Below are 26,878 nucleotides of genomic sequence, written 5' to 3' on the forward strand. Positions count from 1 at the left end.
GCCATTTTTATGGAGGTATTTGCTGATGTTAGTCAATGGCGTTTGGCAAGAGAACTGGCAACCGGTTCAGAACAAAGACGAAAAAGGTCGCTTTATACGACAAACATCGTCGTTTCGAAATTGGATTACACCTGATGGCTCTCCAGGTATCACTGGTGAAGGTGGTTTTAAAGCGGAAGCAGGTCGGTATCACTTGTACGTTGCTTATATTTGTCCTTGGGCAAGCCGCACGTTAATGGCGAGAGCTTTAAAGGGGTTGGAAGATATTATTTCGGTTTCTGTGGTTAACCCCAAGTTGTCGGAACAAGGGTGGCAGTTTGGTGATTTCCACGGGAGTGATCGTGATGACCTGAATGGGGCGACTTATATGCATGAATTGTATACTCAGATAGCGCCAGATTTCACCGGTCGAGCAACCGTTCCTGTTTTGTGGGATAAAAAAAACAAAACCATTGTTAACAATGAGTCGGCTGATATTGTTCGAATGTTTAATACAGTCTTTGCCGATCTCAAAGATACGGGCCCTGATTTGGTTCCCAGTGAGTTGGCATCAGAGATTGATTCACTAAATGCATATATCTATTCCGATCTCAATAATGGTGTATATCAAGCTGGTTTTGCATCGACACAAGAAGCTTACGAAGAAGCCTTTGAAAAAGTATTCAATGCGCTCGATTCTCTGGAAGAAAGATTAGCAGATGGACGTAAATTTCTATTTGGTGACGCACTTACTGAGTCGGATATTCGTTTGTTTGTCACCTTAATTCGATTTGATGTGGCTTACCATGGGCTGTTCAAGTGTAATAGAAACATGATTAGAGAGATGCCTAAACTCCATGCTTACATGCATCGTATTTTGGCGATTGAAGGTATTCAACGCACAGTGAATATAGAGCACATAAAAGCAGGTTACTATTCTATAAAGGCGCTTAATCCCACTGGCATTGTTCCCGTTGGTCCAGCGCTTTAAAAATAGCTGGAGTTAACATGAAAACGAAACGAAACATTGTCTATATTTCTCATGGTGGTGGCCCCATGCCTTTGTTGGGAGACCCAGATCATTATGAAATGGTCGAGACGCTAAAAGAGATTGCCTCGGAAATAGATAAACCCAGCGCGATACTAGTGATCAGCGCTCATTGGGAGGCGCGTTTGCCCACTGTGACTTCAGGAATAAATCCTGGAATTATTTATGACTACGGCGGTTTTCCACAAGCAGCCTATGAGATTGAGTACCCTGCACCAGGTGAGCCAGTATTAGCAAAAAGTGTGATGAATTCGCTAAAAGAAAGTGGCATCGATGCAGTGCAAGACGAGCAGCGAGGTTTTGATCATGGCTTATTTGTGCCACTTAAACTGATGTATCCGGATGCCGATATTCCTTGTGTGCAGTTATCATTGGTGCACGATCTTGATCCAGACCTGCATATTCAGATAGGTAAGGTTCTGCAGTCACTTGAGTGGCATAATTTGCTGGTCATTGGCTCTGGGTTTTCCTTCCACAATATGCGCGCATTTTTCAGTCCAGAGTCACAGGGATCTCGAGCAATGAACATCGCTTTTGATGAGTGGTTAAGGGAAACAATAAGCGATGAGGTGCTGTTAGAAGAGGCAAGAGAGGAGCGACTAGTGCATTGGTCATCTGCGCCGGGAGCGAGATTTTGCCACCCAAGGGAAGAGCACTTAATCCCTTTGCATGTCTGTTATGGCATGGCTACTAAGCCGAGTGACAAGGCATTCAAAGCAGAGATTATGAAAAAGCAATCGTCAATGTTTCTGTGGAGTGTATGAGGTCTGTTGCTTAAGAAAGAGTTTGTTTGAAGCTGTATAAGTGTCAGTAGGGGCGAACCCGCGCATGGTCTATTGGTTGTAAAAATAGGTTGAGGATATATAGGATGCCGAAATCTGGATATCTTGGTTTTAGTTCTGCCGTACACTCGATCACTGAGTACATCGTTGGATATTACAACCAGTACCGGCCTCACCAGTTCAATAAGGGATTATCGCTACTAGTAGCAGAACAGGAATATCAAAAAACCTCTAAAGCGGTGGCCAGTTTTAGTTGACCACTACAGTGAAGCGAGTCTGCTGCTTTTTAACTAACTTCGGTTCAAAGCTGCCATCTCGGTCCCGTGGAGCATCAATCTCAATCGACCCATCTTCGGTACGTAAGGTCTTGCTGGAATAGCCATTTCGGCTATTATCAGAGGAACTTTTAACATACCTGTCGTAACCCAGATGTTCATCCAGTTCGGCATTAAGGGCCGTTTCAACGGTGATTTTGGTTAGCATCTGCCGGAAGTCATTGAGATCACTTTCGGTTTTAATGCTTTTAGCCGCTTCGCGTGCGAAGGCTTCGAGTTGCTTTTTATCCATGTTGCCTATCCTTAGCCATTACTGGCTCTATGATAGGCAGTTACACAATTCTATGTACAGGGTCAGGCCCTGACCTATTCTCGAGTGACGATGTTTTTATTCACAGCGTAGGTTGGTTTTAGCCCTTTAGAGAGACTCATGACTATCTGCTCAAGCGCAATTCTTCGGCTCTCCATTAGAGATTCTTGCGATAGAAAACCGACATGAGGCGTTACAATGACATTCTCCAACGAGATCAGTTGACTGTTGTGGTTGGCTTCATCCGCGAGCACATCTAATCCCGCTGCCGATATTTTTTTAGATCGAAGGTTCTTGATTAATGCCTCTTCATCAATGAGTCCACCGCGTGCTGTGTTGATTAAAATGGTGCCATCTTTCATCTGTGAGAATGTTTCTTCATTTATCATGTTCTCTGTTTCAGGTAATAGTGGCGTATGAAGAGAAACAATATCAGATATCGCGAGCAGTTCTTCCAAGGAGTTACACTTAGTAATCCCCAGTTTCTCTGCTTCTTTATCTGTTTTAGATGAATGGCAGAAAACCACGTTGATACCAAAGCCCTTTAGCATCGGAATCAATGCCAGAGGAATAGAGCCTAATGAGACAAGACCGCAGGTTTTTCCTTTTAACCGGTGAAGTTCGTTGCCGATAAAGGGAGTCCAGTTCCCAGCTTTGACACTAGTATTGTATGTACTGATACCTCTACTGAGGTCGAGTAACAGTGCCATAACGTGGCTAGCGACTTCATAAGCACAAAAACCGGGTGTATTGGTCACATAGATACCGGCTTTATCCGCAGCCTTGATATCGATCTCATTGGTGCCAATGCTTTGCAGCGCGATGATTTTCAAGTTGGGTAAATGCTTTAAGGTATCGGCATCCACCTCGGTGTATTCCAGTGTTAAAGACTCGGCATCCTTAACATCCTCAATCAGGTTGTTTCCAGTGACTTGGGTTAGCGCTAAATCGCTGATGCCCCACTCGTTTAAGAGTCGGTTTTCATAGTTCAGATCACCCGGCATATTGTAATAAACGACGTTCTTTTTCTGACTCACTAGAGGCCCTCCTGAGCGGTTGAACACTCTATTCACTTTCTGCTATAAAGCTTACATGGGCGAGTTAAACGCTTAAGGTTAAGCGCTCATCCAGCGACGCAGGTTATCAAGCATGAAACGGCAGCGTTCAAGTTGTTCATTGCTCACATACTCATCGGGTTTATGTCCTTGCTCCATACTGCCAGGACCGCAGACTAAAGTGGCTACTCCAGCTTCATCAAACAATCCACCCTCTGTACCAAAAGCTACTGTGCCAAATGTTTGGCTGTGACTCCAACCCGCGAGCCATTGGGCAAATTCAGACTGGGGATCGGTTAACAGTGGGGGATAGGCCGCTAACGATTCGAACTGGATATCTGCGCCCGAGTGGACTGATTGCATAACAGGTTGAAGAGTTTGTTGTGCATAATCCTGCAACTGATTAAAGGTGCTGCTGGCGTTAGCTTTAGGGAGATAACGCATTTCTATGTCGAATTGGCAGTATTCAGGGACAATATTTAAGGCAGCACCGCCTTTGATCGTTCCCGTTTGTAAGGTGCTATAGGGCGGGTCAAACCGATCATCTAAATGCTGTTTCAGTGGTTCTGCAAGCTCGGTTATTTTTGTAATTAACTTTGCCGCATACTCAATCGCATTGACTCCCTCAGGTGCGTAGGCTGAGTGGCAAGCATGACCTAGCACCTTGCAGCGCATGGCTACTTTGCCTTTGTGGCCATAGACCGGTTGCATATTAGTTGGCTCACCAATAATACACATTGCTGGTTTTTCAGGTGATGCCTGTAGATGCTCAATAAGGCTTCGAACACCAAGGCAACCTATCTCTTCATCATATGAAAAAGCTAGATGTAAAGGCATGCGAAGGTTGGTTTGCTGAAAATGTGGAATGGCCTCTAACACACAGGCGATAAACCCTTTCATATCCGCACTGCCTCGGCCGAAACACTTGCCCTCTTGCTCAGTGAGTTGAAAGGGCGGATGTGACCAGTTTTGACCGTCTACGGGAACCACATCTGTATGCCCCGACAGCATGACACCGCCATCACCACTAGGTCCAAGGCGTGCATAGAGATTGGCCTTGGTTTTTTCAGCGTTGAAAATGAGTGTCGACTTGATACCCAATTGGTCAAGATAGTCACTAATCGTGTTAATTAGCTCTAGGTTGGACTCTCGACTCGTGGTGTCAAACTCCAACAGCTTACTGAGCAGCTGTTGGAGTTGTGCAGAAAGCTTTGGTTGAGCGTTACTCATTACCCGGTACACCATAGCTAGGTGCTTGGCGTGGGTCCAACGCACGGGTTACGTAAGCCTGCATCTGTGGTTCGTAATCTTGCCAGAGTTTCGACAATTCACCGAGAGGATCTTCATCGGCCCAATCGACACGCAGGTCAACTAATGGCCAGGTATAATCGTCGACGACTTTAACGGCTGCCGAGTGTACGGGCCCTGCTTCTCCACCTTTTTCTATACCAGCTGCTAACGCGGTGATTAAACGGCTGGTTAGTTCGCCGCGAGATGTTTCAAAACTATGGGTCATCGCCTCAATCACGTTTGTATTGTCCAGCATGTTGCCCGCGGCAACACAATGCTGAGCTTTGACCATGTTGTGTGTCCCTAAGGTTTCAGTACCGCTGAAACACGCGGTTTCGCCACTCGTATTGATAACGGTAACCTGACGGTAGGCGCTGAATTTGTCTTCTGATAGAGCAGACTTTAATGCTTGGTCGGGTGTTAATCCGTCTTGTAGGCGCTCAAGAATCTTTTGGCCCAATGCGGGCAGTGTGATATTTTGGCTTGAGACGGCGCCCACACCTGCCAGTAGCCATGGGCAACGAGCACCGACAGCAATGCTGGATGAGCTGATGGCGATGCCTAACTGGCCACTTTCGGGGCAATATGCCGCAATAGAAATAGTCATGCTTGCTCCTAATTATTGTTGTTCAGGGATCACTGCAATAATATCGATCTCCATCAACCACTCAGGTTGTGCTAATCCAGCAACGACCAGCCCAGTAGAGATAGGGAAAACACCTTTCATCCAGCGGCCTACTTCACGGTAGACCGGTTCACGATAGCGGGGGTCGGTAATATAGGTTGTTGTTTTGACAACGTGCGATAAGTCGCTACCCGCCTCTTCTAGCAGCTGTTTTACGTTTTTCATGGCTTGCTCTGCCTGAGCTTGCGGGTCTCCTAAACCGACGAGTTTACCTTCGAAGTCAGTGCCAACCTGCCCTCGGACGTAGACGGTATTGCCGGCAACAACTGCTTGGCATAGATCATTATCTAGAGACTGATTTGGGTATGTCTCTTTAGTATTGAACATTCTGATACGCGTATGTGTAGGCATGATAACTCCTGGGTTATACCTCGTTGCGGTATTGTTGATACTGGCGCTGGATAACAATTTGGTCGGCAATATATTTTGCATCGTGCCATACACCCCAAATAAAGGTGGAGCCGCGCCGTGAAAGCCATGGGAGGCCGAGAAAATACACCCCAGGTTCGCTGGATACGCCACGGTGATGCTTGGGTTGATTGTTCTCATCAAAGGCATCGACTTTGAGCCAGTTATAGTCTGTCGCGTAGCCTGTTGCCCAGATAATCGATGTAATGCCTTTTTCTGCTAGATTCATTTCCAGTATGGGGTTAGTCATACATTCAGGGTCAGGTAATAGCGTGTGAGCTTCGGGCTCTTCGGGCAAATCTAAGCCGTTATTGGCAATATAGGCATCGGCTCGCGCGAGCAATGATAGGTAGTTATCATCACCAGCTTTAATGTTGGCGGCTAGGTCATTATTAAAACGAACAACGCCGTTGCTGAAGGATTCCGTGCGGCCAACTAAGTTTAAGCCTTGATTAGCGAGTTCTCGGAAATCGATAGTTTTTCCACCATGAGCACCACTCACCGCGATGGTGACATGTTCTTTACCGGGCTCGTTGGCAGCGGCATCCCATAAGCCAAGCACACCGAGCCACCACACAAAATCACGGCCACGATAACTACGAGGTGGGCGGTCGTGTGGACCAACTGAGAGGTAGACTTCTTTGCCGGCACGTTGCAGCTCATCAGCGATTTGTACGCCGGAAGAGCCTGCTCCAATCACCATCACGCCACCCTCTGGTAGCTGCTCTGGGTTGCGGTATTTAGCCGAGTGAATTTGGTAAAGTTCTGGTGTTTTTGGTGCAATAGCGGGAATGACCGGAATTTGAAAGGGACCGGTCGCGGAAACCACACGTTGTGCATTAAAGATGCCGTCTGATGTTTCAACAGTAAAACCACTAGTGCCTTTATTTCTTTCAACACGATGAACTTCCACACCGGTGCGTACCGGTACGTGAAACTTGTCGACGTAGGCTTCAAAGTACTCGGCAACTTTGTCTTTCGGCACAAAGCTATCTGCGTCGGCGTTAGGGAAATTCATACCTGGAAAACGGTCATGCCAAGCGGGGCCGTTAGCGACTAGAGAATCCCAACGCACACTGCGCCAAGCTTCAGCAATACGATTTTTCTCCAATACGAGGTGTGGAACATCCTGGCGAGTCAAGTGCTCGCTCATAGCAATACCCGCCTGACCAGCCCCGATGATAAGTGTATCTATATCTGTAATATCTACTGTCATTTGTAAATGCCTTTATATATCGGGTTCAATTACCCGCGAAGGGATGAGTCCAGCTTATGGCAGTAAATAAAGGCAGTAAATTATTATAAATATACGATCTAAATAGGAAAAATATCATGTCTTAACTATTTTTATGTAAATAGTTAAGGGAGGGGTTATCAATCAACAACGTTTTTTAAATATTATCTAAATCGAAGTTATGACAGTAGTCTATAAATAAGCGTGCGGGTTTAGTTGGCTCATTCGTTTTTAAATATGCCATTATTAATGTGGAGCTTTCCATATCATCAACGATGTCAACATAGGCTAATTCTTGACCATCATAAGTCATATTAGTGCTGGGGCGAGTGACCAGTATGGAAAATCCCTGTCCCTGTCCAACCATACATCGAACCATTTCGATGGATGGTGATGTATAAGCCACTTCAGGGTGTAAACCCTTTTCAGCAAAAAGGCTGAGAAAGTAATTTCGACTAGGAATAACATCGAGCAAAATCATGGGTTCATGACTTAACTCGGCCAGTGATACAGAGTCTTTTAGAGCGAGAGGGTGACCTGCAGGTAGAAGGGCATAGGGTTTGTGAGGCGCGTTCAGCGTCTCTTTACGAATTGAGTTATCCAGTTCGAGATCATACAAGAATGCTAAGTCAAACTGCCCTCTATGTAATCCCGCCATAATCTCGTGCTGTTCGCCATCATGCAGCTGAATTTCAATGTCAGGATAAGTTGCTTTAAAGCCTGCAATCAACTTAGGTAGATACATTGGCGCAACTGAGGCAAAACTGCCAATAGATATCTTGCCCCTGGTTTTTTCGCTGCCCGCTAAGGTGTTTTGCTCAAACTCATAAGATAGGCGCAGTAGTTCAGATGCTTTGTCGTAGAAGCTTCGTCCACTAGGGGTGAGCGAGACGCCTTGAGCATGATGTCGGATTAACAGCTTTTGACCAAAGGTTTCTTCGAGGTTTTTAATGGCAATAGAGATTGAGGGCTGAGCGATATGAAGTTTTCTTGATGCTTCAGCAATACTTTCTGTTTCGACCACGGTGGCAAAATAGTGCAACTGCTTTAAGGTAAAGTGTCTCATAATGGGGCCATTGTAAAAATGTTGTTTATAGCTAATCAGCTATACATTATGGTTAAGCAATGAATATGCCATAGAGAGCAATTTGTTGTGCAATAACCGCTCATACTGCTGTATCAGGCTAATTCACGCTATTCACGCCAACAAACTCTTAGCATTAAATAGTGCTTATCATTGTCATGCCCTACTTTGGACGGCAGTGTTTCTTTTTGGGGCAAATATGGTGGTATTGATAGTAAAAATATATTTTTGGCTTTTTAAAATTGTTAGATAGTTTTTTTAAAACTAGAAGAGAAGAAAATAGTAATTGCTACTAATCCCACTATAACCACATAGTAAGTACAGATTTGAGATCCCAATGTTCTATTTCAGAACAATCTCGCTTAATTATTATAAATGAAGGTGATAATTCTATGATGTTTGATTGGGACTATATGTTCAGTTTGTTTAGTTTGTCTGATTTCTGGTGGGCAAGCTGGACGGTTATTAAGCTGAGTCTAGCGAGCTGGGGCTTGAGTATTATTATCGGCTTTATATTAGCACTAGGTAAACAGTCTCGATTTGCTGTTCTCAGTATCCCGTCCAATATTTATATCTGGTTCTTTCGAAGCTTGCCATTATTGGTACTTCTTATTTTTGTATATAACATGCCGCAGATGTTGCCAAGTACGAGTGCGTTTCTGTCAGAGCCATTTTGGGCCGGTTTGATTGCGATGGTTCTGTGCGAAAGTGCTTATGTTGCAGAGATACATCGAGGCGGATTGTTATCGATTCCTAAAGGTCAGGGTGAAGCTGCTAGAGCACTCGGTATTCGTTTTGTGGGTACTCAATGGTTGGTGGTGATTCCTCAAGCATTGCGTGTGGCGCTGCCCGCACTGGCCAATGAATATATATCGATTGTTAAACTTACTTCGCTAGTCTCGGTCATTTCGTTGACAGAGATTCTGATGGTCGGTCAGCGCCTATATTCTCAAAACTTCCTCGTGTTAGAGACGATGGCGGCTGTTGCCGTGTTCTATGTGTTCATCGTCACTGTATTCGACTTCCTGCTTAAACGTTTAGAAGATTATCTTGATGTGACTAAAAGCAATGTCAGCCGCCAGCCTTCGGAGGAATTTATTGAGGCTGTCCGAAGCGCCCCAGCACCGCAATTAAAACCGACTAGCGAATTTGATGGGCCTGCATTAAAGGCTTCTAAATTACACAAAGCTTATAACAATGTTGAGGTATTAGGCTCGGTCGATCTCAGTATTCAGACCGGAGAGGTTGTGTCAGTGATTGGGCCATCAGGTTCGGGTAAGACAACCTTGATTCGATTATTGAACGGTCTAGAGCAGCTTGATAATGGTGAAGTTGACTTAAACGGACAGCCGTTTCTGAAGCTGCAACGCAATGGCTCCAGTCCCCCTCGCTTTATTGAACATTCAGAACATCGTAACAAAATTGGCATGGTGTTTCAGAGTTTCAATCTATTTCCGCATCTGACTGTGCTTGATAACCTGCTATTGGCACCACGCTATCACCATATGGGTAGTAAGAAAGATCTGGAAATGCAGGCATACCAGCTACTGAATAAGGTTGGAATGTTGGAACATGCGTGGAAGTATCCACACCAATTATCCGGTGGTCAGCAGCAGCGTGTCGCTATTTCACGTGCATTGATGATGCGTCCTCAAATTATGTTATTTGACGAACCAACATCGGCATTAGACCCAGAAAAAGTCAACGAAGTATTGCAGGTGATTGAAGACTTGGCCCGTGAAGGTATCACCATGGTGATTGTCACTCATGAGATGAATTTTGCCTTCAAAGTGTCCGATCGGGTTGTGTTTATGGAACAAGGGCGGGTGGTATGTGATGACGCGCCTCAGTTATTGCGCGGTGGCCATAATCCCCGTGTAGAAGCTTTCCTTAAAGATGTGTCTTTAGCTTGAATAAATAATTTAGGAGTGATCCATGATTGAACAATGGCAAATAGACCAATACCACGAGCAGGGTTTTCTGTTGGTTGAGAATGTATTGAGTGCGGAAGAGGTGGCTGCGTTACAGGCCGATTTTAATCACTGGGTGGAGGACAGTCGGCAACATGAGGAGCCTTGGGGTGAGACCGTAGATGGTCGTGCTCGCTTTGATATTGAAGGTGATCATAGCGCTGATCACCCATCGTTGCGTCGAGTGACATCACCGACTGAAATCTCTGATGCTTACAAACGCACCGCACTGGAATCAAACGTCGCCAAGATCGCTGGGCAATTAATTGGTGGTAGTGGTACGCGCTTACATCACAGCAAAGTGAACTCTAAGTTACCCCGTACGGCGACCGAGGTTAAATGGCATCAAGACTTTCCGTTTACGCCACATAGCAACGATGATCTGGTGACTTGCTTGCTTATGGTGAGTGAAGTGACGCTGGCCAATGGACCGCTACAAGTGATTCCCGGCAGTCACAAAGGGCCATTGTTTTCCCATTGGGATGGTGATCAGTTTACCGGCACTATCAGTGCTGAGGTTGAAGAGCAGTATTGTCAGCAACCGGTGTCTTGTTACGGTTCCCTCGGATCTGTGTGCTTTATGCATACGCGTGTATTGCACGCGTCTCGCCCGAATAATACTGAGGAGCCTCGAACTATCTTCATCAATGTTTATGCCGCTGAAGACGCTTTGCCATTAGGAGACAATCCACTACCGAGTATTCATACCGGTAGCTTGGTGTGGGGCAAGGAGAGTGGTGAAATTCGTTGTACGTCCAATCAACTGCGTTTGCCACAAAAACCGAAGGGAGCATCTTTTTTTGTTCAACAAGCCGGGAAAGACTCGGTTAATGCTTAATTCTATAGAGTAATGAGAGGAAGAATGATGATGTTTTCTGCTTGTACTAAACGATTGACTGCACGTTCTGTTGCCATTGGTGTTGCTGGCGCAGTTTTGTCCCTGAGCTCATTGAGTGCGTTAGCATTTAAAGAGCCAGATAAGATTATTTCCGGTTCTGATATGACCTTCTTTCCATATGAGTATATGGATAACAATCAGCCAGCGGGCTTTGATGTTGAGTTTTTAGCCGGTTTAGCGAAGGTTATGGGGCGAGAGGCTGTCAATGTTGATACGCGCTGGGCCAACTTGATTCCAGGCTTGCGTGGAGGTCGTTTTGATATCATTAACTCCTCTATGTACATTACTGCTGAGCGTATGAAAGTGATCGATATGATTCCCTATTTGAAAAGTGGCGAATCTATTCTATCAGTCAAGGGGAGCGAGTATCAGCCTAAGGTGCCTGAGGACTTTTGTGGTCATACTGTTGGCTCTATGGCAAGCACATCATGGTTAAAACAGTTGCAAAAACTGTCAGTGAATTACTGTGAGGCAAATGGGCTTGATCCGATTGCTATCAGAGAATATCCAACCGATCCTCAAACCACTCAGGCAATGTTGTCTAATGCTGTTGAGGCTCAGATTACTGACGCAGCGGTAGCGCGGGGTGTGATTGATAAAGTTGGTAATCGTGTCGTGATCTCTTCTAATACGCTGATTTATCCTGTGCTGAATGGCTTTGGTATCAAAAAAGGGAATGATGAAGTAAAAGATGCGCTAATCAAAGGGTTGGAGACGTTTAGCAAAACCCCTGAGTATGATGCCTTGTTGAAGAAGTATAACTTCCAAGCCCCAGCTGCGGCCGATATCGAAGCTTTAATGCCTAAATCCTAACAACTTTGCGTGCATAGCGGTCGTCTATGCACGCATTTACCGGAGCAAATTATGTCTCTTTCCCTCGAAGAACAAACGCGTATAGATCTCGCGGTCGCTTTTCGTATCGTTGCCCATTTGGGGATGCATGAGGCGGTAGCAAACCATTTTAGTGCTGCTGTTTCAGCTGATGGTAAGCAGTTTCTTATCAACCCTAAGTGGATGCATTTTTCGCGTATTCGTGCCAGTGATTTACTGTTACTCAATGCCGATGATGCGTCTAATAAAGATAACCCTCAAGTCGATGCGACGGCGTGGTCGATTCATGGACAACTGCACCAACAATTGCCACATGTGCGTGTAGCGATGCATTTGCATCCGGTGTATAGCACGGCTGTTTCCACGATGGAAAATCCGCATATTCCGCCTATCGATCAGAATACTGCTCGCTATTTCAATCGGGTCTCTGTCGATACGATGTTTGGTGGCATGGCAGACACGGTGGCTGAAGGTGAGCGTTTAGTCGGTTTATTAAAAAATAATAGTCGTCTGTTGATGGGGAATCATGGCGTCATGGTTACCGGTACCGATATCGGTATGGCCTTTGATGATATCTGGACATTAGAACGCGCGTGCCAAATTCTGGTGACCGCTTGGTCAACCGGTCGCCCTTTGAATATCCTCTCCGATGAAGTTGCTGAAAAAACCGCTCGAGATTGGGAAAAATTTGCAGACTTCTCGCGGCAGCACTTTGAAGAGATGAAGGCTTTGATGATCAAGCAAGACCCATCCGTACTCGACTAAATCGAGGATACATATAACGAAATTATGGAGAATACGGATGAGTATTATATTAAACACGCCTATTACCGCGCCTTCCGCTTGGAAAGGTTCGGAACTCGCTCAAGATGATACTTGGATTTTCCACCTATCAGATGCCAGTCTGAGTGACATTGCAGATGCTTTGGCGAGATGTCACGCCAGTGGTGTCAAAGCGCCCGATATGGCAAAGGAGCACTTTCCGGTTAAAGGGCAGCTAAAAGAAGATATTGCATTTTTTTGCGAAGAGTTAGAAAACGGTCGAGGCTTTATTCTTATCCGTGGGTTAAACAAAGCGGGTTATGATGAAGAGGATCTATCGACCATCTATTATGGTATTGGTCTGCATATGGGGATACCCGTCAGCCAGAACCCGAAAGGGGATATGCTGGGGGTTGTCGCGAGTATTGCTGATCCAAACCAGCGTGATTCCCGCGTATATGAAACGAATACTTATCTGCCTTACCACACAGATTTATCTGATGTTGTGGGACTGTTATCTATTCGAAAAGCTAAAAGCGGCGGCATGAGTAGCCTCGTTAGCGCAGTTACGGTGTATAACGAAATTTTGAATAAACACCCAGAATATATCGGTTTGCTGTACCGACCATTATATTACAATCATTTAGGCGAAGATCTTCCAAGTTTGACACCATTATTTAGTTTCCATAATGGCAAGCTTGCCTGTCGATATTTGCGGAAATATATTGAAGATGGTCATGCAATTCGCAACATCAAGCTATCAACCGTTGAAATTGAAGCTCTGGATCTGATCGACTCTATTATCCATGATAAGACGATTTCTATGGATATGATGCTAGAAGCTGGAGATATACAGTTTGCTAACAATTATACGGTTATGCACTCTCGTACCCGTTTTGAAGATGATGATGATCCAGAGAAAGCCCGAAGATTGCTACGTCTGTGGTTAAAAATGCCAAATGCTCGTAGCCTAGCACCAGAATTCCCTGGTAGGAATGGCATTCCAAGGGTACTGACAAGTTAACGCGCAACGGGTAACAATCATCTTCTGAATAAACTAACTTGCTACTACAAACGTCACCGTCTTCCGTCAGAAATCATCCAGCATGCGGTTTGGTTATATTATCGCTTTAACCTCAGCTATCGAGATGTAGAAGATCTGTTGGCTGAATGAGCAATCATTGTAAGCTACGAAGCCATTAGGTTGCGGTGTAATAAGTTTTGTCTTCAATATGCTCAGCAATTGAAGCGGAAGAGTCGAGGTTTTGGTGATACGCTCTTTATTGATGAAGTTTTCGTCAAGATCAACGGCAAACAACAATATCTGTGGCGCGCAGTAGACCAGGATGGATATGTGATTGATGTCTTTTTACAGGAGCGTCGTAATAGCATGGCTGCGAAGCGATTCCTGCAACGTCTGATTGCATCTAATCAAGGTAGACCACGGAAGTTTGTTACCGATAAGCTGGGTAGTTATCGCGTAGCTCACCGAGAGCAGATGCTGACGTTATCCACGATACATTTCAGTATACAAACATGAAGGCAGAGTTTTCTCATCAGGCTACTCGGGCAAGAGAACGTGGTATGCGGCTGTTTAAATCAATAGATCAGGCGCAGAGATTTTTAAGTGCTCATGCTGTGGTTCATAACCTTTTCAATCTTGGTAGAGGGATGGTTTCAATATCGAGCTATCGGAATTTCAGGGAAGGTGTGTTTAATGAATGGAGAGAAGCCACTGCTTAAGGCTTCTCGCTTGATTCTGGTTTGGGTGATGACGTTAACTTGTCAGTACCCAGTTGAGGTTTCGTATTTGGTGGGGATTATCAATATGAAAAAGAGCTATGAAAGTAGCTCAGTCTCAGCTAGGTATTAATGGTTATTGAGCTATTTTAAGCGTTGCAGTGGGGCTTGGCAGCTATGTTTTATAAAAAACCATATTGGTGTCGATGCAGAACAGGGTTAACTCACAGTTTAAGCACGGCAGCCGCCAACGTACACGACATCACAGAAACAGAAAATCTTCTTCATGGCGAGGAGACCTTTATCTCGGCGGATTCAGGTTATAGACACCAATGGATAGTAGTTTCTCTTTACCATTGAAGCGGTACTTCAAACGCCAGTATCTACCCCCGTTAGGCTTAACCAGTAAATATAAGCCTTTCTCGTCAGTGAGCTTATAGCTTTTATCTTTTGGTTTTGCTGCTTGAACCTGCTTGTGAGTGATCGCCATAACTAACCCATTCCTTTTGGTTGGGGGTATGCCGTTTGGGGGTACCTGTTTGAAGTACCCCTAATTACCCCCAGAAGTACCCCTTGATACGGGGGTATTTTATGAAGGTTGATCGGAACCCGTAGAAATGAGAATAGGTGCGAAAGTGAGGAAATTCATGGTTTCAGGCATAAAAAAAGACGTCCTAGGACGTCTTCGTTTATCAATTTGGTGGAGGTGGCGGGTTTCGAACCCGCGTCCGCCAATCCTCTGCCTCTAGATCTACATGTTTAGACACTTCTATTCAGTTAACCCAGCACGGCCCGAAGGTCAGGGCGTTTAGGGCGAGCCTCTTTAGTTTTAACCCTTCGTCTTGAGACAAAGCTTCCGGGCGATTCTATCTCGAATGACACTGCAAAATCCTCTAGTTATAGACACCTGAAGGAGCAGCGCAAGCAGACTTAAGCTGCTAGAGCGTAGTTATCGTCGTTTGCAACTATAACTGTGTAGTAATTGATTTACGTGATTCACTACACTCACGACATGCACCAAAGGGTTCGCAATCGGCGTCGAAGCCAAGTCACCCCCATAGTAGTTCCGACCACATGACAAACTGAAAGTTCGCTTTAACGAATAGCGGTTTGTTATGTCAGACGGGCCGGCATTATAGCCGGTTTATAGCAAGAATATAGCTTTATCTTTTAAACGTGATTATTTTGCCGCCAAAACACGTTGTTTTTGACGGTTCCAGTCGCGTTCTTTTTCAGTTTGACGCTTGTCATGTTGCTTCTTACCCTTGGCTAAGGCGATTTCGCATTTGACTCGATCATTCTTCCAATAGAGTGCGAGCGCGATGCAGGTAAAGCCTTTTGCCTGTACGGCACCGATCAGACGATCGATTTCGCGGCGGTGAAGCAGTAGCTTACGTTGCCGGGTTGGTTCAGCTATCACATGGGTCGCTGCTGTTTTAAGTGGTGTAAAATGGGCGCCAACGAGCCACGCTTCGCCGTTATGTAAGACTATATAGGAGTCTACAAGCTGGCCGCGTCCTTCGCGGAGGCTTTTTACTTCCCATCCGGTGAGTGATAATCCAGCCTCGAACTTAGTATCAATTGCATACTCGTGTCGGGCTTTCTTATTCTGACAGATGGTGTTGCCACTGGGTTTTGCTTTCTTCTTTGCCATGGAGCGGGATTATATAGAGCGTTACAGTTCAAGGAAAGAGAATTGAGTGACAAGAGGCGTTGTTCGTTGAACAGCGGTGTTAAAAGGGCTTTTTTAGTTTGTATCTGGCGTGAATCATTGAACTAAGTGGCTAAAATATGGACAATGCCCGGCTGTTTTATGATTTGAAATATTCGTCTACTTTAAGAGAATGACATGAAAGATCGTCAAAATATTCATGGTTCATGGGCCAGTCGTTGGGTTTTTATTATGGCGGCGACAGGTTCGGCTGTTGGCTTAGGGAATATTTGGAAGTTTCCTTATATTGCCGGTGAAAATGGCGGTGGTGCCTTTGTGCTGGTGTATCTGGTCTGTATTTTAGCGGTCGGTGTACCGATTATGATGGCTGAGGTACTGGTGGGAAGGCGTGGGCGGCAGAGCCCGATTAACTCGATGCGTGAAGTGGCCATGGAGGCCGATCATTCTCCGAAGTGGGCGTTAGTTGGTTGGATTGGCGCGTTGGCGGGTTTCTTGATTTTCTCGTTTTATTCCGTCGTTGCTGGCTGGGTATTGGCGTATGTTGCCGCGATGGCCAACGGCGATTTTCTTGAGATCGGCAGTGAGCAGGCCGGTCAGGTCTTTAATCAGTTATTGTCTGATCCGCAAACCTTGTTAATCTGGCATTCTGTATTTGTCGTGTTGGTTATGGCGGTGTTGATGGGCGGGGTTAATAAAGGCCTCGAACGCGCCACCAAAATCATGATGCCGGCGTTATTTGTGCTGTTACTGTTGCTGCTAGGTTATTCAATGTCGTCAGGATCGTTTGGCGAAGGGTTGGATTTCTTATTCCATTTTGATCCATCTGAGCTCTCGTGGAATGCGGTATTGGTGGCCTTAGGGCATTCGTTTTTCACGCTGTCTCTGGGAATGGGGTCGATTATGGCGTATGGCTCTTATATGCCCAAGAGTGCCTCAATCGGCAGTACCGTGTTGACGATAGCGGCGTTGGATACAGTGGTGGCCTTGGTGGCCGGTATGGCGATTTTCCCGATCGTCTTTGCTAACTCGCTGGACCCCGCCGCCGGACCTGGACTGATGTTTATTACCCTGCCGGTCGCTTTTGGACATATGCCTGGTGGGCAGGTCTTTGGCTTTCTGTTTTTTGTGCTGGTGGGATTAGCCGCTTGGACATCGGCCATTTCGCTGATGGAACCGGGTGTCGCATGGATGGTTGAACGGTTTGGCCTGAAACGTGCGCCTGTATGCATTATGCTGGGGATCGTAGTGTGGTTGCTAGGTATTGGCGCGTTGAGTTCATTTAATTTTGGTAGCGATATCGCGCTTTTTGGGCTGAATATTTTCGACTTCCTAGATTTTATTACCGCGAATATTTTCTTGCCGTTGGGTGGATTGTTTGTCGCGCTATTTGCCGGTTGGATTTTGAATCAACGTATCACGCAAAACGAACTGGCTATTGCCGTGCCGAGCGTATACAAAGCGTGGTCTGTTATGATCCGCTACGTTGCGCCACTGGCGGTGGCGGCGATCTTTATTTTCAATCTGATCGACAAATTAGGCTGATAACATGACTCAGGTAGATCGGAGCGCGTTGGTGCTCCATACGGCAGAGCAGATGTTTGATCTGGTCAATGATGTAGAACGTTACCCTGATTTTTTGCCGTGGTGTTCTGGTAGTACGCTGATTGAATCGACGGAAACGACCATGCAGGCGAGTTTGCGGGTGGCTAAAGCGGGCCTTAAGTATAGCTTTACCACGCGTAACGAGATGGAACGCCCCAAGGTTATTCGTCTTGAATTGGTTGAAGGGCCTTTTTCCAGTCTGTCCGGTGAATGGACATTTAAGCCACTGAGTGACGAGGCTTGCAAGGTCAGTTTAAGCCTGAGTTTTGCTTTTGCCGGTAAACTGACAAATCTGGCAATGAGTAAGGTGTTTAATCAGATGGCGGTGACAATGGTCGAAGCCTTTGTTGACCGTGCTGATAAAATTTACGGCTAAGGCTGGAAAGAGAGTAGTTAAGATGACAGATATGATAAATGTTGAGGTGGCTTACGCACTACCGGAGCAGCAGAAAATTATCTCGTTGCAAGTTGAAGAGGGATGTTCTGCTTATGATGCGGTGGTGCAATCTGGGATTGTGAATATCTACCCTCAGATTGATATTGAACATGATCCGATGGGGATTTTTGGTAAGGCGATAGCGGATCCAAAGAAGCATGTGCTTAAAGCGGCTCAACGGGTAGAAATTTATCGTCCCTTAATTGCCGATCCTAAAGAGGTGCGCGCACGTAGGGCTGCTAAAGCAAAAGCAGAACGTGAAGCTCAGCACTAATGGAGAAATGAGCACCACCAAACTTGGATTATTCAGTTTTGGTGGTGCTTAATGGCTGTTACTCAGTATTGCCCGGACGGAAGTCACCGGCAAGGCCAGATAGCTTGCCGCTATCATCGAACAGCACCGTTAGGTTCTGTTGCGTGACGATACCCGTTTCGCCGGATTGATTACGGTAGATGTAATCCCAGCGATTGTCGTTGAAGCTATCGGTGATCAGTGGGGTACCCAGTACGTAACGGACTTGATTTTGAGTCATGCCTGGCCGCAGAGTATCGACCATTTCCTGAGTGACGACATTCCCCTGTGGGACATCAATTTTGTAAACACCGGGAAATTCAGCACAGCCGGATAGTAAAATAGCAGTGATAACGCTAATAAGAATTTTTTGCATTAGTAAATGACTTCCACTTTCGCGCATAAAATCAGATAATTGAGATCGCAAGTCTAACATTCGTTTAGATAAACAGCATAGAGAAAGATTATGGGACTTGAAAATCAGGAATTACGCAACGCAGGATTGAAGGTTACCCTGCCGCGGGTAAAAATTTATCAAATTCTTGAGAAAGCTGGTGAAGGTGATCATTTCAGCGCTGAAGATATTTATAAAATTCTGTTGGAACAGAACGAAGATGTTGGACTCGCGACCGTATATCGCGTGTTAACTCAATTTGAAGGTGCAGGGCTAGTATCCCGCCATCACTTTGAGGGCGGCCATTCCGTATTTGAGCTGACTCAGGACGAGCAGCATGACCATATCGTTTGTGTGAAGTGCGGTAAGGTGCGGGAGTTTAGCGACCCACGGTTGAAAGAGCGTCAGGATCAAGTCGCTCGTGAGCTGGGATTTAAAATTACAGATCGTACACTGTATCTCTACGGTGAGTGTGCCGATGGTTGTGATCCGAAGTAATTAGACTTCTCTAATGTTTTCACAAAAAAACCGGCGATTGCCGGTTTTCTTGGTTTTACACGCTAGGTTAAGAGTGACATCTGTCTATCTCTAGGCCAAGCATCTCGCGGGCATGATCGCGTGAGGTTTCGGTGACATCAATACCCCCTAACATCCGCGCGACTTCGCCGACCCGTTGTTCGATGCTGAGTCGATCGATCTGCGTCAGGGTTTTGTTTTTCATGTTTTGTTTGCTAACAAACAGATGCTGATGTCCTTGAGAAGCCACTTGAGGTTGATGAGTCACCACTAAAATCTGATTGTTTTCACCGAGCTGTCTGAGCAAACGACCAACCACTTCGGCAATAGCGCCGCCGATACCGACATCGACTTCATCAAAGATCAATGTGGGGGTGCTCGACGATTGCGCGGTAATGACCTGTATCGCCAATGAAATGCGAGATAACTCACCCCCCGACGCGATTTTGTTTAATGGTCGTGGAGGTTGGCCGGCGTTAGTGATGATGAGGAATTCGACTTCCTCAAGGCCATGAGCATTCAGTTGATCGTTACCGTAAGGTGTCAGCGAGAGACTCAATTCAGCGGCGCTCATGCCGAGGCTATGCAGCTGTTTATTCACCTCGTTTTTCAGGCTGAGTGCCGCCTTATGGCGAGTTTTACTGAGTTGTTTGGCGCTATTGATGAATGCCTGACGAGCCTGTTCTGTTTCTTGATGCAGTGCTTCCAAGGCTTGATCTGACATGTTTAGACTATCCAGCTCTTGCTCAATAGTAAGCTGTAATTGAGGCAGTTGCTCTGGGGGAATGCGATGTTTGCGTGCCAGATCAAAAATGGTGCTAAGGCGTTCTTCGACTTCGGCCTGACGTGTGGGATTCAGTTCAACCCGATCCATATAATGGCTGATCTCTTGTGATGCTTCCTCTACTTGAATCTGGGCACTATTGAGCATCTCAATGGTTTGAGTGATAGAAGGTGATGTGCCTTTCATTTTGCTCAGCAGGTTTTGACATTGGCTCAGCAGGCTTAGACAACTCACCTCTTCGCCATCGCTGGTGAGTAGCAGTATTTGCTGGCCCGATTGCAGAATATCTTCGGCATTGGCGAGCCGGTTTTGTTCTTCTACCAGTGCCTCGTATTCAGCATTGCCCAGGGCTAACTGCGCAAGTTCTTCCGCTTGATAGCTTAATAGCTGTAAGCGTGCGGTTTGTTCTTCATTCTGCGCCGATAGCTGATGTAAACGATGATTTAGGGTGTGCCAGTGACGAAACAGTTGGCGGGTTTTGCTGGCCAGTTCGCCCTTGCCGGAATAGGCATCTAGTAGATGACGATGATGATCTTTTTTGAGTAATCGTTGATGTTCGTGCTGCCCGTGGATTTCAATCAGGTGTTCGCCTAGCTCTCGTACTTTATTGATCGGGCAGGGGCTGCCGTTGATATAGCTGCGAGAACGGCCTTCGCGGGTAATAATACGACGCAGGATGCATTCGCTGTCATCTAAGTCTTGCTCTCTGAGCCACTGTTTCGCGCTGGGAATATCAGTGATATCGAAGCTGGCGATAACCTCGGCCCGTTCAGCCCCCTTGCGCACGGAACCCATATCGGCACGATCACCGAGGGTTAGCCCCAGTGCATCGAGCATGATCGATTTACCCGCGCCTGTTTCGCCGCTGACAACGGACATGCCGCCCTCCAGTTCTAGATCTAGATGTTCAACGATAGCGTAATTGCGAATATTGAGTTGAGTTAGCATGGCCTCAGACCTGTGTTTTTATACAGTATTTAATATATAAGCTAATAATGAATTTAGCGCAATCAATAACTGAAGTTTTGCTAAAAAATCTAAAAATAACCACTTGAATCTTGATGGCTTAGCCCCATATAAAAGCTCAACAGAAAACTCACATATCAGATGGTTGGAGAAAGTGATGGCAGGCGAAGATAAGACTCAGGTTGAAGAGCAGCAGCCGGACACAGTAACTGAAGCGGTTGATGCCGTGGCCGCTGACGAAACTGTTGAGCCGGTCACTGCAGAGGCTGGGGCTGACGTGGATACCTTGCAACTTCAATTAGCGCAGGCTCAGGATCAGATTGCTGAATTGAAAGAACAAGAGCTGCGGACACAGGCTGAAATGCAAAATGTGCGTCGACGGGCCGAGATGGATGTTGAGAAAGCGCATAAGTTTGCACTCGATAAGTTTGCCAATGAACTGCTGCCAGTGGTGGACAGTTTGGAGCGCGCCATCGAAGCATCCAGTAGTGATGATGAAGCGGTTGTTGCCCTGCGTGAAGGGGTTGAGATGACGCTCAACATGTTTGTTACCGGTCTTGGCAAGTTTAAGGTGGAACAGCATAACCCTGTGGGAGAAGCGTTCAGCCCTGAATTGCATCAGGCGATGTCGATGGTGCCCAACCCTGATGTACCGGCTAATCATGTGATGGCGGTGATGCAAAAGGGTTATAGCCTGAACGGACGTCTCATTCGTCCTGCGATGGTGATTGTTTCTAAAGGCGCTGAATAAGTCAGGCCTTGAAACTGATAAATCTGCACCAATATAGCTAGCAAGTAATAAAGAATTTCGCCCGCCAGCGCGGGCACAGAATGACTGGAGTGATTGAGATGGGAAGAATTATTGGTATTGACCTGGGTACTACAAACTCATGTGTTGCGGTATTGGACGGTGAGAAACCACGGGTAATTGAAAACGCAGAGGGTGATCGTACCACCCCGTCTATCATTGCTTATGCAGAAGATGGTGAAATTCTGGTAGGTCAGCCGGCTAAACGTCAGGCGGTGACTAACCCGAATAATACACTGTACGCGATCAAGCGTTTGATCGGCCGTCGCTTTAAAGACGATGTCGTACAGAAAGATATTAAAATGGTGCCATACAAAATTATCGAAGCCGACAATGGCGATGCTTGGGTTCAAGTAAACGATAAGAAAATGGCTGCACCACAGGTGTCTGCAGAAATTCTGAAGAAAATGAAGAAAACTGCAGAAGATTATCTGGGTGAAGAAGTCACCGAAGCGGTGATTACCGTTCCAGCTTACTTCAATGATTCTCAGCGTCAGGCAACAAAAGATGCCGGTAAGATCGCGGGTCTGAATGTTAAGCGTATCATCAACGAGCCAACTGCAGCGGCGCTGGCTTACGGTATGGATAAATCTAAAGGCGATAAAACCATCGCTGTATACGATTTGGGTGGCGGTACTTTCGATATCTCTATCATTGAAATTGCTGAAGTCGATGGCGAGCATCAGTTTGAAGTGCTGGCGACCAACGGCGACACTTTCTTGGGTGGTGAAGATTTCGACTCCCGTTTGATTGAATATCTGGCGGCTGAGTTTAAGAAAGAGTCTGGTATTGATCTGCACAGCGACCCACTGGCGCTGCAGCGTTTGAAAGAAGGCGCTGAAAAAGCCAAGGTTGAACTGTCATCGGCTCAAAGCACTGATGTTAACCTGCCTTACATTACCGCTGATGCGACCGGTCCTAAGCACCTGAATGTTAAGATTAGCCGTGCGAAAATGGAATCACTGGTTGAAGAACTGGTAGATCGTTCTTTAGAACCTTGCCGGATGGCGCTGAAAGATGCGGACCTGTCTGCTAGCGAGATCGATGAAGTGATTCTGGTGGGTGGTCAAACACGTATGCCACTGGTACAGAAGAAAGTTACTGAATTCTTCGGTAAAGAAGCGCGTAAAGATGTTAACCCAGATGAAGCGGTTGCCATTGGTGCATCGATTCAGGCTGCGGTATTGGCCGGCGATGTTAAAGACGTGCTGTTGCTGGACGTTACACCGTTGAGCTTGGGTATCGAAACCATGGGTGGCGTTGCTACGCCGGTAATTGATAAGAACACCACGATTCCTACTAAGAAGTCTCAGGTGTTCTCGACTGCCGATGATAACCAAACAGCAGTGACCATTCACGTTGTACAGGGTGAGCGTAAACAAGCTGCCGGTAACAAATCACTGGGTCGTTTTGATCTGGCTGATATTCCGCCTGCACCACGTGGTATGCCGCAGATCGAAGTAACCTTCGATATCGATGCCAACGGTATCCTGAACGTATCTGCTAAAGATAAAGCGACCGGTAAAGAGCAGTCTATTATCATTAAAGCTTCTTCAGGTTTGAGCGATGACGAAGTTGAAAACATGATTCGTGATGCTGAAGCCAACGCTGAAGCCGATAAGAAGTTTGAAGAGATGAGTCAAGCCCGTAACCAGGGTGATGCGATGATTCACTCGGCGAAGAAAACCTTGGAAGATGCCGGTGATAAGGCGACTGAAGAGGAAAAAACTGCGATCAACGGTGCCATCGAAGCGCTGGAAGGCGTACTCAAAGACGACGACAAAGACGCTATCGAAAGCAAAACGGCTGCGTTGACTGAAGCGGTCTCTGCACTGGCGCAGAAGATGTACGCCGAAGCGGCGCAACAAGGTGAAGCTCCAGACGCTGAACAGGCTCAGGCTGAGCCAGCAGATGATGCTGTTGACGCCGAGTTTGAAGAAGTGAAAGACGACGATAAAAAATAAGTCGGATTGAGTGAATCAAGCTTAAATTGACAGCGCGGGCCGGTCCCGCGTTGTCCTGTTTTTATACTGAGCTGATTTAAAGAATTAGTTAACCGGATTGTGATATCGATTATGTCGAAGAAAGATTTTTATGATGTGTTAGGCGTCGAGCGTGACGCTTCTGACCGGGATATTAAAAAGGCCTTTCGTCGTATGGCGATGAAATATCATCCGGACCGTAATCCTGATGATAAAGCGGCCGAAGATGCCTTTAAAGAGGTCAACGAGGCCTATGAGGTCTTGTCTGATCAGCAAAAGAAAGCGGCTTATGATCAATACGGCCATGCGGGTATCGATCAGAACGGCATGGGCGGTCAAGGCTTTGGCGGCGGTCAGGGTGGCTTTGGCGATATCTTTGGTGATGTGTTTGGCGATATCTTTGGCCAGCAGGGGCACGGTGGTGGTCGTCGTAGCCATGTGCAACGCGGCGCCGATCTCCGTTATACCATGGATCTCAGCCTAGAAGAGGCGGTACGTGGTTGTGAAAAAACCATTACCGTGCCAACCCTAGTTGCGTGTGAAGTGTGTGATGGCAGTGGTGCGAAGCCGGGTACCAGTGCAAAAACGTGTGGTACCTGTGGCGGTATCGGTCAGGTACGTATGCAGCAGGGTTTCTTTTCAGTCCAGCAAACCTGCCCAACCTGTCATGGCGAAGGCCAAGTCGTTTCGGACCCTTGTACGAGTTGTCATGGACAAGGCCGCAAGCAGCAAACTAAAAAGCTGTCGGTTAAGATTCCAGCGGGTGTGGATACCGGTGATCGTATTCGTCTCTCAGGTGAGGGGGAAGCGGGAGGCCATGGTGGACCATCAGGCGATCTATTTGTTCAGGTCAATGTACGTGATCATGCTATCTTTGAGCGTGATGGTAAGCATCTCTACTGTGAAGTACCCATCAGCTTTATCGATGCGGCTCTAGGTGGTGAGCTTGAAGTGCCGACACTGGAATCGCGTGTTAAGCTGAAAATACCCGCCGAAACTCAGACCGGTAAATTATTCCGTTTACGGGGTAAGGGTATCAAGCCGGTACGTGGTGGCAGTGTAGGTGATCTGCTGGTGCGGGTTATCGTTGAAACACCGGTAAACTTGAGCGGTAAGCAGAAAGAGTTGCTGAAACAGTTTGAGACAGCGATGGATGAACGCCAAAAACATCATGGACCTAAGAAACATGGTTTTTTTGATAGCGTTAAGAAATTTTTTGAGGATATGACCTGATATCCCTAAAGGGCTGCATTGCAGCCCTTTTGCCTTTCTAGGAGTCCTACATGAGTGATTTCCCCACTCAACCGAAAGAGTTGTGGCGATTGATTCAGCAGGAAGCACGCGACGAGATAGCTATTGAGCCCTTCTTGGCGAGCTTTTTCCATAGCACGATTATTCGGCATCATAGTCTCTGTGAGGCGGTGAGTTACCTGTTGGCCAATAAGTTGTCTGATGAGGTGATGGCGCCTATTACTTTGCGCGAGTTGATTGAAGAAGCGTTGAGTGGTGATCCTGAGATCCTCAAGTGTATCTGTCAGGATATTACCGCGGTTCGTATCCGCGATCCGGCGGTGTTTAGCTTTACCACGGTATTGCTTTACCTGAAGGGCTTTCATGCACTGCAAGCCTATCGTATCGCGCACTGGATGTGGAAGCAGGGGCGTCGTTCGATGGCGCTTTATATTCAGAGTCGTGTCAGTCAAGTCTTTCAAGTTGATATTCATCCAGCGGCTCAGATCGGCAGCGGTGTGATGTTTGATCACGCCACCGGTATTGTGGTGGGTGAAACCTGTGTCATTGAAAACGATGTCTCCATTCTTCAGTCAGTCACATTGGGCGGTACTGGCAAAGAGAGTGGCGATCGACACCCTAAAATTCGTGAAGGGGTGATGATTGCTGCCGGCGCGAAGATCTTCGGTAATATCGAAGTGGGTGTTGGCGCAAAAGTCGGGGGTGGCTCAGTGGTACTTGAAGATGTGCCGCCACATACCACCGTGGTGGGTGTTCCCGCTAAGATTGTTGGTCGCCCCGACTGTGAAAAGCCGGCCTTTGATATGGATCAGAGTGTCAGTCAGGCGAAAAGTTAAGACTTACCCGCGAGGTACGCAACCTCGAAATCAGATCAGGAAGTTAGAATGATTAGAATTGCCGTAACCGGCGCCGCTGGGCGCATGGGAAAAACAAATATAGAAGCGATTCAGGCAACCGATGGGTTAACCCTAGGTGCCGCTATTGTCGAGCCGACGAGTAGCCTTATCGGTGCTGATGCCGGTGAAGTGGCGGGTGTTGGTAAGCTAGGCGTACAGATTGTCGGCTCGCTAGAGCAAGTCATCGATGACTTTGATGTGCTGATCGACTTTACGACACCGAAAGCAACACTCGCCAATTTAGCGCTCTGTGCGCTACATGCTAAAGCGATGGTGATTGGCACGACCGGTCTGAATGAAACTGAACGTAATGAGCTGCAAAGCTTTGCTGAATCAATGCCACTGGTGTTTGCGTCCAACATGAGTGTGGGGGTGAATCTCTGCTTTAAGCTGTTGGCCGATGCCGCTAAGGCGCTGGGCGATGACTATGATGTTGAGATTATTGAAGCGCACCATCATCATAAAGTGGATTCACCATCTGGTACGGCGCTGAGTATGGGTGAAGTGGTCGCCGATACATTAGGGCGTGATCTGCGTCAGTGTGCGGTGTACGGTCGAGAAGGGCAGGTCGGTGCGCGTACCAAAGAAGAGATCGGCTTTGTGACGATTCGGGCGGGGGATGTTGTGGGTGATCATACCGTGCTGTTCGCCACCGAAGGTGAGCGAGTCGAGATTACACATAAGGCCAGCTCGCGAATGACCTTCGCTAAAGGGGCTGTGCGTGCCGCTAGCTGGTTAGCTGCTAAAGAGAATGGTTTGTATGATATGCAGGATGTTCTCAACTTGAAAAGCTAAGCAAGCCGTTGAATTACTTTTTAAAAACCAAACCGCCAATAGGCGGTTTTTTATTCTCTAGTTGCGGCTTGTTATAAATCTCCCACGGTGGGATTAATAAAACCTCCCATTTTAGATTTTTTCATCTATATTC

Annotated in this window: 26 protein-coding genes, 1 other RNA gene and 3 pseudogenes; 18 read left to right on the forward strand and 12 right to left on the reverse strand. The window is 46.6% G+C overall.

Features of this window, described 5'->3' with window-relative positions; translation table 11 throughout:
• Positions 1-25 precede the first annotated feature (25 nt).
• Both Q4488_RS07395 and Q4488_RS07400 read left to right on the forward strand, forming a co-directional pair.
• Positions 26-970: a glutathione S-transferase family protein gene (locus Q4488_RS07395; RefSeq protein ID WP_303579840.1), complete on the forward strand. Its 945-nt coding sequence runs from the start codon at positions 26-28 to the stop codon at positions 968-970.
• 17 nt (positions 971-987) lie between these two features.
• Positions 988-1,791: a class III extradiol ring-cleavage dioxygenase gene (locus tag Q4488_RS07400; RefSeq protein ID WP_303579841.1), complete on the forward strand. Its 804-nt coding sequence runs from the start codon at positions 988-990 to the stop codon at positions 1,789-1,791.
• A gap of 282 nt (positions 1,792-2,073) precedes the next feature.
• On the opposite strand, the pseudogene Q4488_RS07405 reads toward Q4488_RS07400, so the two are convergent.
• The 7 genes and pseudogenes from Q4488_RS07405 to Q4488_RS07435 form a co-directional block, all read right to left on the reverse strand.
• Positions 2,074-2,376: pseudogene (locus Q4488_RS07405) on the reverse strand (transposase); the annotation flags it as partial.
• A 74-nt stretch (positions 2,377-2,450) separates the two neighbouring features.
• Positions 2,451-3,431 (reverse strand): C-terminal binding protein, encoded by a 981-nt coding sequence (locus tag Q4488_RS07410; protein WP_303579842.1) that lies wholly within the window; start codon positions 3,429-3,431, stop codon positions 2,451-2,453.
• Positions 3,432-3,509: 78 nt separating this feature from the next.
• Complete coding sequence (gene argE / locus Q4488_RS07415) at positions 3,510-4,679, reverse strand: acetylornithine deacetylase (RefSeq protein ID WP_303579843.1); 1,170 nt, start codon at positions 4,677-4,679, stop codon at positions 3,510-3,512.
• On the reverse strand, positions 4,672-5,346 hold the full coding sequence (locus Q4488_RS07420) for a DUF1028 domain-containing protein (RefSeq protein WP_303579844.1): 675 nt from the start codon (positions 5,344-5,346) through the stop codon (positions 4,672-4,674). The genes argE and Q4488_RS07420 overlap by 8 nt, the downstream gene beginning before the upstream one ends.
• Positions 5,347-5,358: 12 nt before the next feature.
• Positions 5,359-5,775: a RidA family protein gene (locus Q4488_RS07425; protein ID WP_215952236.1), complete on the reverse strand. Its 417-nt coding sequence runs from the start codon at positions 5,773-5,775 to the stop codon at positions 5,359-5,361.
• A 13-nt stretch (positions 5,776-5,788) separates the two neighbouring features.
• Positions 5,789-7,048 (reverse strand): NAD(P)/FAD-dependent oxidoreductase, encoded by a 1,260-nt coding sequence (locus tag Q4488_RS07430; protein ID WP_303579845.1) that lies wholly within the window; start codon positions 7,046-7,048, stop codon positions 5,789-5,791.
• 175 nt (positions 7,049-7,223) lie between these two features.
• Positions 7,224-8,108 carry a LysR family transcriptional regulator gene (locus Q4488_RS07435; RefSeq protein WP_303579846.1) on the reverse strand — a complete coding sequence of 295 codons (885 nt, stop codon included), beginning with the start codon at positions 8,106-8,108 and terminating at the stop codon, positions 7,224-7,226.
• A gap of 434 nt (positions 8,109-8,542) precedes the next feature.
• Between Q4488_RS07435 and Q4488_RS07440 the strand changes: the two genes are divergently transcribed.
• From Q4488_RS07440 to Q4488_RS07470, 7 genes and pseudogenes are all read left to right on the forward strand, one after another.
• Positions 8,543-10,063, forward strand: a complete 1,521-nt coding sequence (locus Q4488_RS07440; protein WP_303579847.1) for an amino acid ABC transporter permease/ATP-binding protein — start codon at positions 8,543-8,545, stop codon at positions 10,061-10,063.
• 22 nt (positions 10,064-10,085) lie between these two features.
• The gene (locus tag Q4488_RS07445) at positions 10,086-10,958 is read left to right on the forward strand and encodes a phytanoyl-CoA dioxygenase family protein (protein ID WP_303579848.1); all 873 of its coding nucleotides are present in this window, start codon (positions 10,086-10,088) and stop codon (positions 10,956-10,958) included.
• A 24-nt stretch (positions 10,959-10,982) separates the two neighbouring features.
• A complete protein-coding gene (locus tag Q4488_RS07450) occupies positions 10,983-11,831 on the forward strand; it encodes a transporter substrate-binding domain-containing protein (RefSeq protein ID WP_303579849.1) in 849 nt (282 codons plus the stop codon).
• Between the two features lie 51 nt (positions 11,832-11,882).
• The gene (locus Q4488_RS07455) at positions 11,883-12,614 is read left to right on the forward strand and encodes a class II aldolase and adducin N-terminal domain-containing protein (protein WP_303579850.1); all 732 of its coding nucleotides are present in this window, start codon (positions 11,883-11,885) and stop codon (positions 12,612-12,614) included.
• Between the two features lie 37 nt (positions 12,615-12,651).
• On the forward strand, positions 12,652-13,635 hold the full coding sequence (locus tag Q4488_RS07460; protein WP_303579851.1) for a TauD/TfdA family dioxygenase: 984 nt from the start codon (positions 12,652-12,654) through the stop codon (positions 13,633-13,635).
• A gap of 24 nt (positions 13,636-13,659) precedes the next feature.
• Positions 13,660-14,354 (forward strand): annotated as a pseudogene (locus tag Q4488_RS07465) (IS6 family transposase).
• A 181-nt stretch (positions 14,355-14,535) separates the two neighbouring features.
• A pseudogene (locus tag Q4488_RS07470) lies at positions 14,536-14,675 on the forward strand (transposase); the annotation flags it as partial.
• On the opposite strand, the gene Q4488_RS07475 reads toward Q4488_RS07470, so the two are convergent.
• The 3 genes from Q4488_RS07475 to smpB form a co-directional block, all read right to left on the reverse strand.
• The gene (locus tag Q4488_RS07475) at positions 14,653-14,841 is read right to left on the reverse strand and encodes an Arm DNA-binding domain-containing protein (protein WP_303579852.1); all 189 of its coding nucleotides are present in this window, start codon (positions 14,839-14,841) and stop codon (positions 14,653-14,655) included. The pseudogene Q4488_RS07470 and the gene Q4488_RS07475 sit on opposite strands and share 23 nt — an antisense overlap.
• Positions 14,842-15,049: 208 nt before the next feature.
• Positions 15,050-15,408: a transfer-messenger RNA gene (gene ssrA, locus Q4488_RS07480) on the reverse strand.
• 123 nt (positions 15,409-15,531) lie between these two features.
• Positions 15,532-16,005 carry an SsrA-binding protein SmpB gene (smpB, locus tag Q4488_RS07485; protein ID WP_303579853.1) on the reverse strand — a complete coding sequence of 158 codons (474 nt, stop codon included), beginning with the start codon at positions 16,003-16,005 and terminating at the stop codon, positions 15,532-15,534.
• Between the two features lie 195 nt (positions 16,006-16,200).
• Between smpB and Q4488_RS07490 the strand changes: the two genes are divergently transcribed.
• Genes Q4488_RS07490 through Q4488_RS07500 form a run of 3 tightly spaced genes read left to right on the forward strand, consistent with a single transcriptional unit; the run spans position 16,201 to position 18,335 of the window.
• Positions 16,201-17,565 carry a sodium-dependent transporter gene (locus Q4488_RS07490; protein WP_303579854.1) on the forward strand — a complete coding sequence of 455 codons (1,365 nt, stop codon included), beginning with the start codon at positions 16,201-16,203 and terminating at the stop codon, positions 17,563-17,565.
• 4 nt (positions 17,566-17,569) lie between these two features.
• Complete coding sequence (locus Q4488_RS07495) at positions 17,570-18,001, forward strand: type II toxin-antitoxin system RatA family toxin (protein WP_303579855.1); 432 nt, start codon at positions 17,570-17,572, stop codon at positions 17,999-18,001.
• A 31-nt stretch (positions 18,002-18,032) separates the two neighbouring features.
• Positions 18,033-18,335: an RnfH family protein gene (locus Q4488_RS07500; RefSeq protein ID WP_303579927.1), complete on the forward strand. Its 303-nt coding sequence runs from the start codon at positions 18,033-18,035 to the stop codon at positions 18,333-18,335.
• Positions 18,336-18,393: 58 nt separating this feature from the next.
• Here the strand turns inward: Q4488_RS07500 and Q4488_RS07505 are convergent, their stop codons facing one another.
• Positions 18,394-18,729 (reverse strand): outer membrane protein assembly factor BamE, encoded by a 336-nt coding sequence (locus Q4488_RS07505; RefSeq protein ID WP_303579856.1) that lies wholly within the window; start codon positions 18,727-18,729, stop codon positions 18,394-18,396.
• 90 nt (positions 18,730-18,819) lie between these two features.
• Here Q4488_RS07505 and fur point away from each other — a divergent pair, with 90 nt between their 5' ends.
• Complete coding sequence (gene fur / locus Q4488_RS07510; RefSeq protein WP_303579857.1) at positions 18,820-19,245, forward strand: ferric iron uptake transcriptional regulator; 426 nt, start codon at positions 18,820-18,822, stop codon at positions 19,243-19,245.
• Between the two features lie 67 nt (positions 19,246-19,312).
• Here fur and recN read toward each other — a convergent pair whose 3' ends face one another.
• Positions 19,313-20,995 carry a DNA repair protein RecN gene (gene recN, locus Q4488_RS07515; protein ID WP_303579858.1) on the reverse strand — a complete coding sequence of 561 codons (1,683 nt, stop codon included), beginning with the start codon at positions 20,993-20,995 and terminating at the stop codon, positions 19,313-19,315.
• A 175-nt stretch (positions 20,996-21,170) separates the two neighbouring features.
• On the opposite strand from recN, the gene grpE reads away from it, so the two are divergent.
• The 5 genes from grpE (at position 21,171) to dapB (ending at position 26,745) form a co-directional block, all read left to right on the forward strand.
• Positions 21,171-21,764: a nucleotide exchange factor GrpE gene (grpE, locus tag Q4488_RS07520; protein WP_303579859.1), complete on the forward strand. Its 594-nt coding sequence runs from the start codon at positions 21,171-21,173 to the stop codon at positions 21,762-21,764.
• A 98-nt stretch (positions 21,765-21,862) separates the two neighbouring features.
• Positions 21,863-23,785: a molecular chaperone DnaK gene (dnaK, locus tag Q4488_RS07525; RefSeq protein WP_303579860.1), complete on the forward strand. Its 1,923-nt coding sequence runs from the start codon at positions 21,863-21,865 to the stop codon at positions 23,783-23,785.
• A 111-nt stretch (positions 23,786-23,896) separates the two neighbouring features.
• Positions 23,897-25,036 carry a molecular chaperone DnaJ gene (gene dnaJ / locus Q4488_RS07530; protein ID WP_303579861.1) on the forward strand — a complete coding sequence of 380 codons (1,140 nt, stop codon included), beginning with the start codon at positions 23,897-23,899 and terminating at the stop codon, positions 25,034-25,036.
• Positions 25,037-25,086: 50 nt separating this feature from the next.
• Complete coding sequence (gene cysE, locus Q4488_RS07535) at positions 25,087-25,890, forward strand: serine O-acetyltransferase (RefSeq protein ID WP_303579862.1); 804 nt, start codon at positions 25,087-25,089, stop codon at positions 25,888-25,890.
• A 48-nt stretch (positions 25,891-25,938) separates the two neighbouring features.
• The gene (gene dapB, locus Q4488_RS07540) at positions 25,939-26,745 is read left to right on the forward strand and encodes a 4-hydroxy-tetrahydrodipicolinate reductase (RefSeq protein ID WP_303579863.1); all 807 of its coding nucleotides are present in this window, start codon (positions 25,939-25,941) and stop codon (positions 26,743-26,745) included.
• The last annotated feature ends 133 nt before the right edge of the window (positions 26,746-26,878 follow it).

This window comes from Amphritea sp. 1_MG-2023 (assembly GCF_030547545.1).
Classification (GTDB): Bacteria; Pseudomonadota; Gammaproteobacteria; order Pseudomonadales; family Balneatricaceae; genus Amphritea.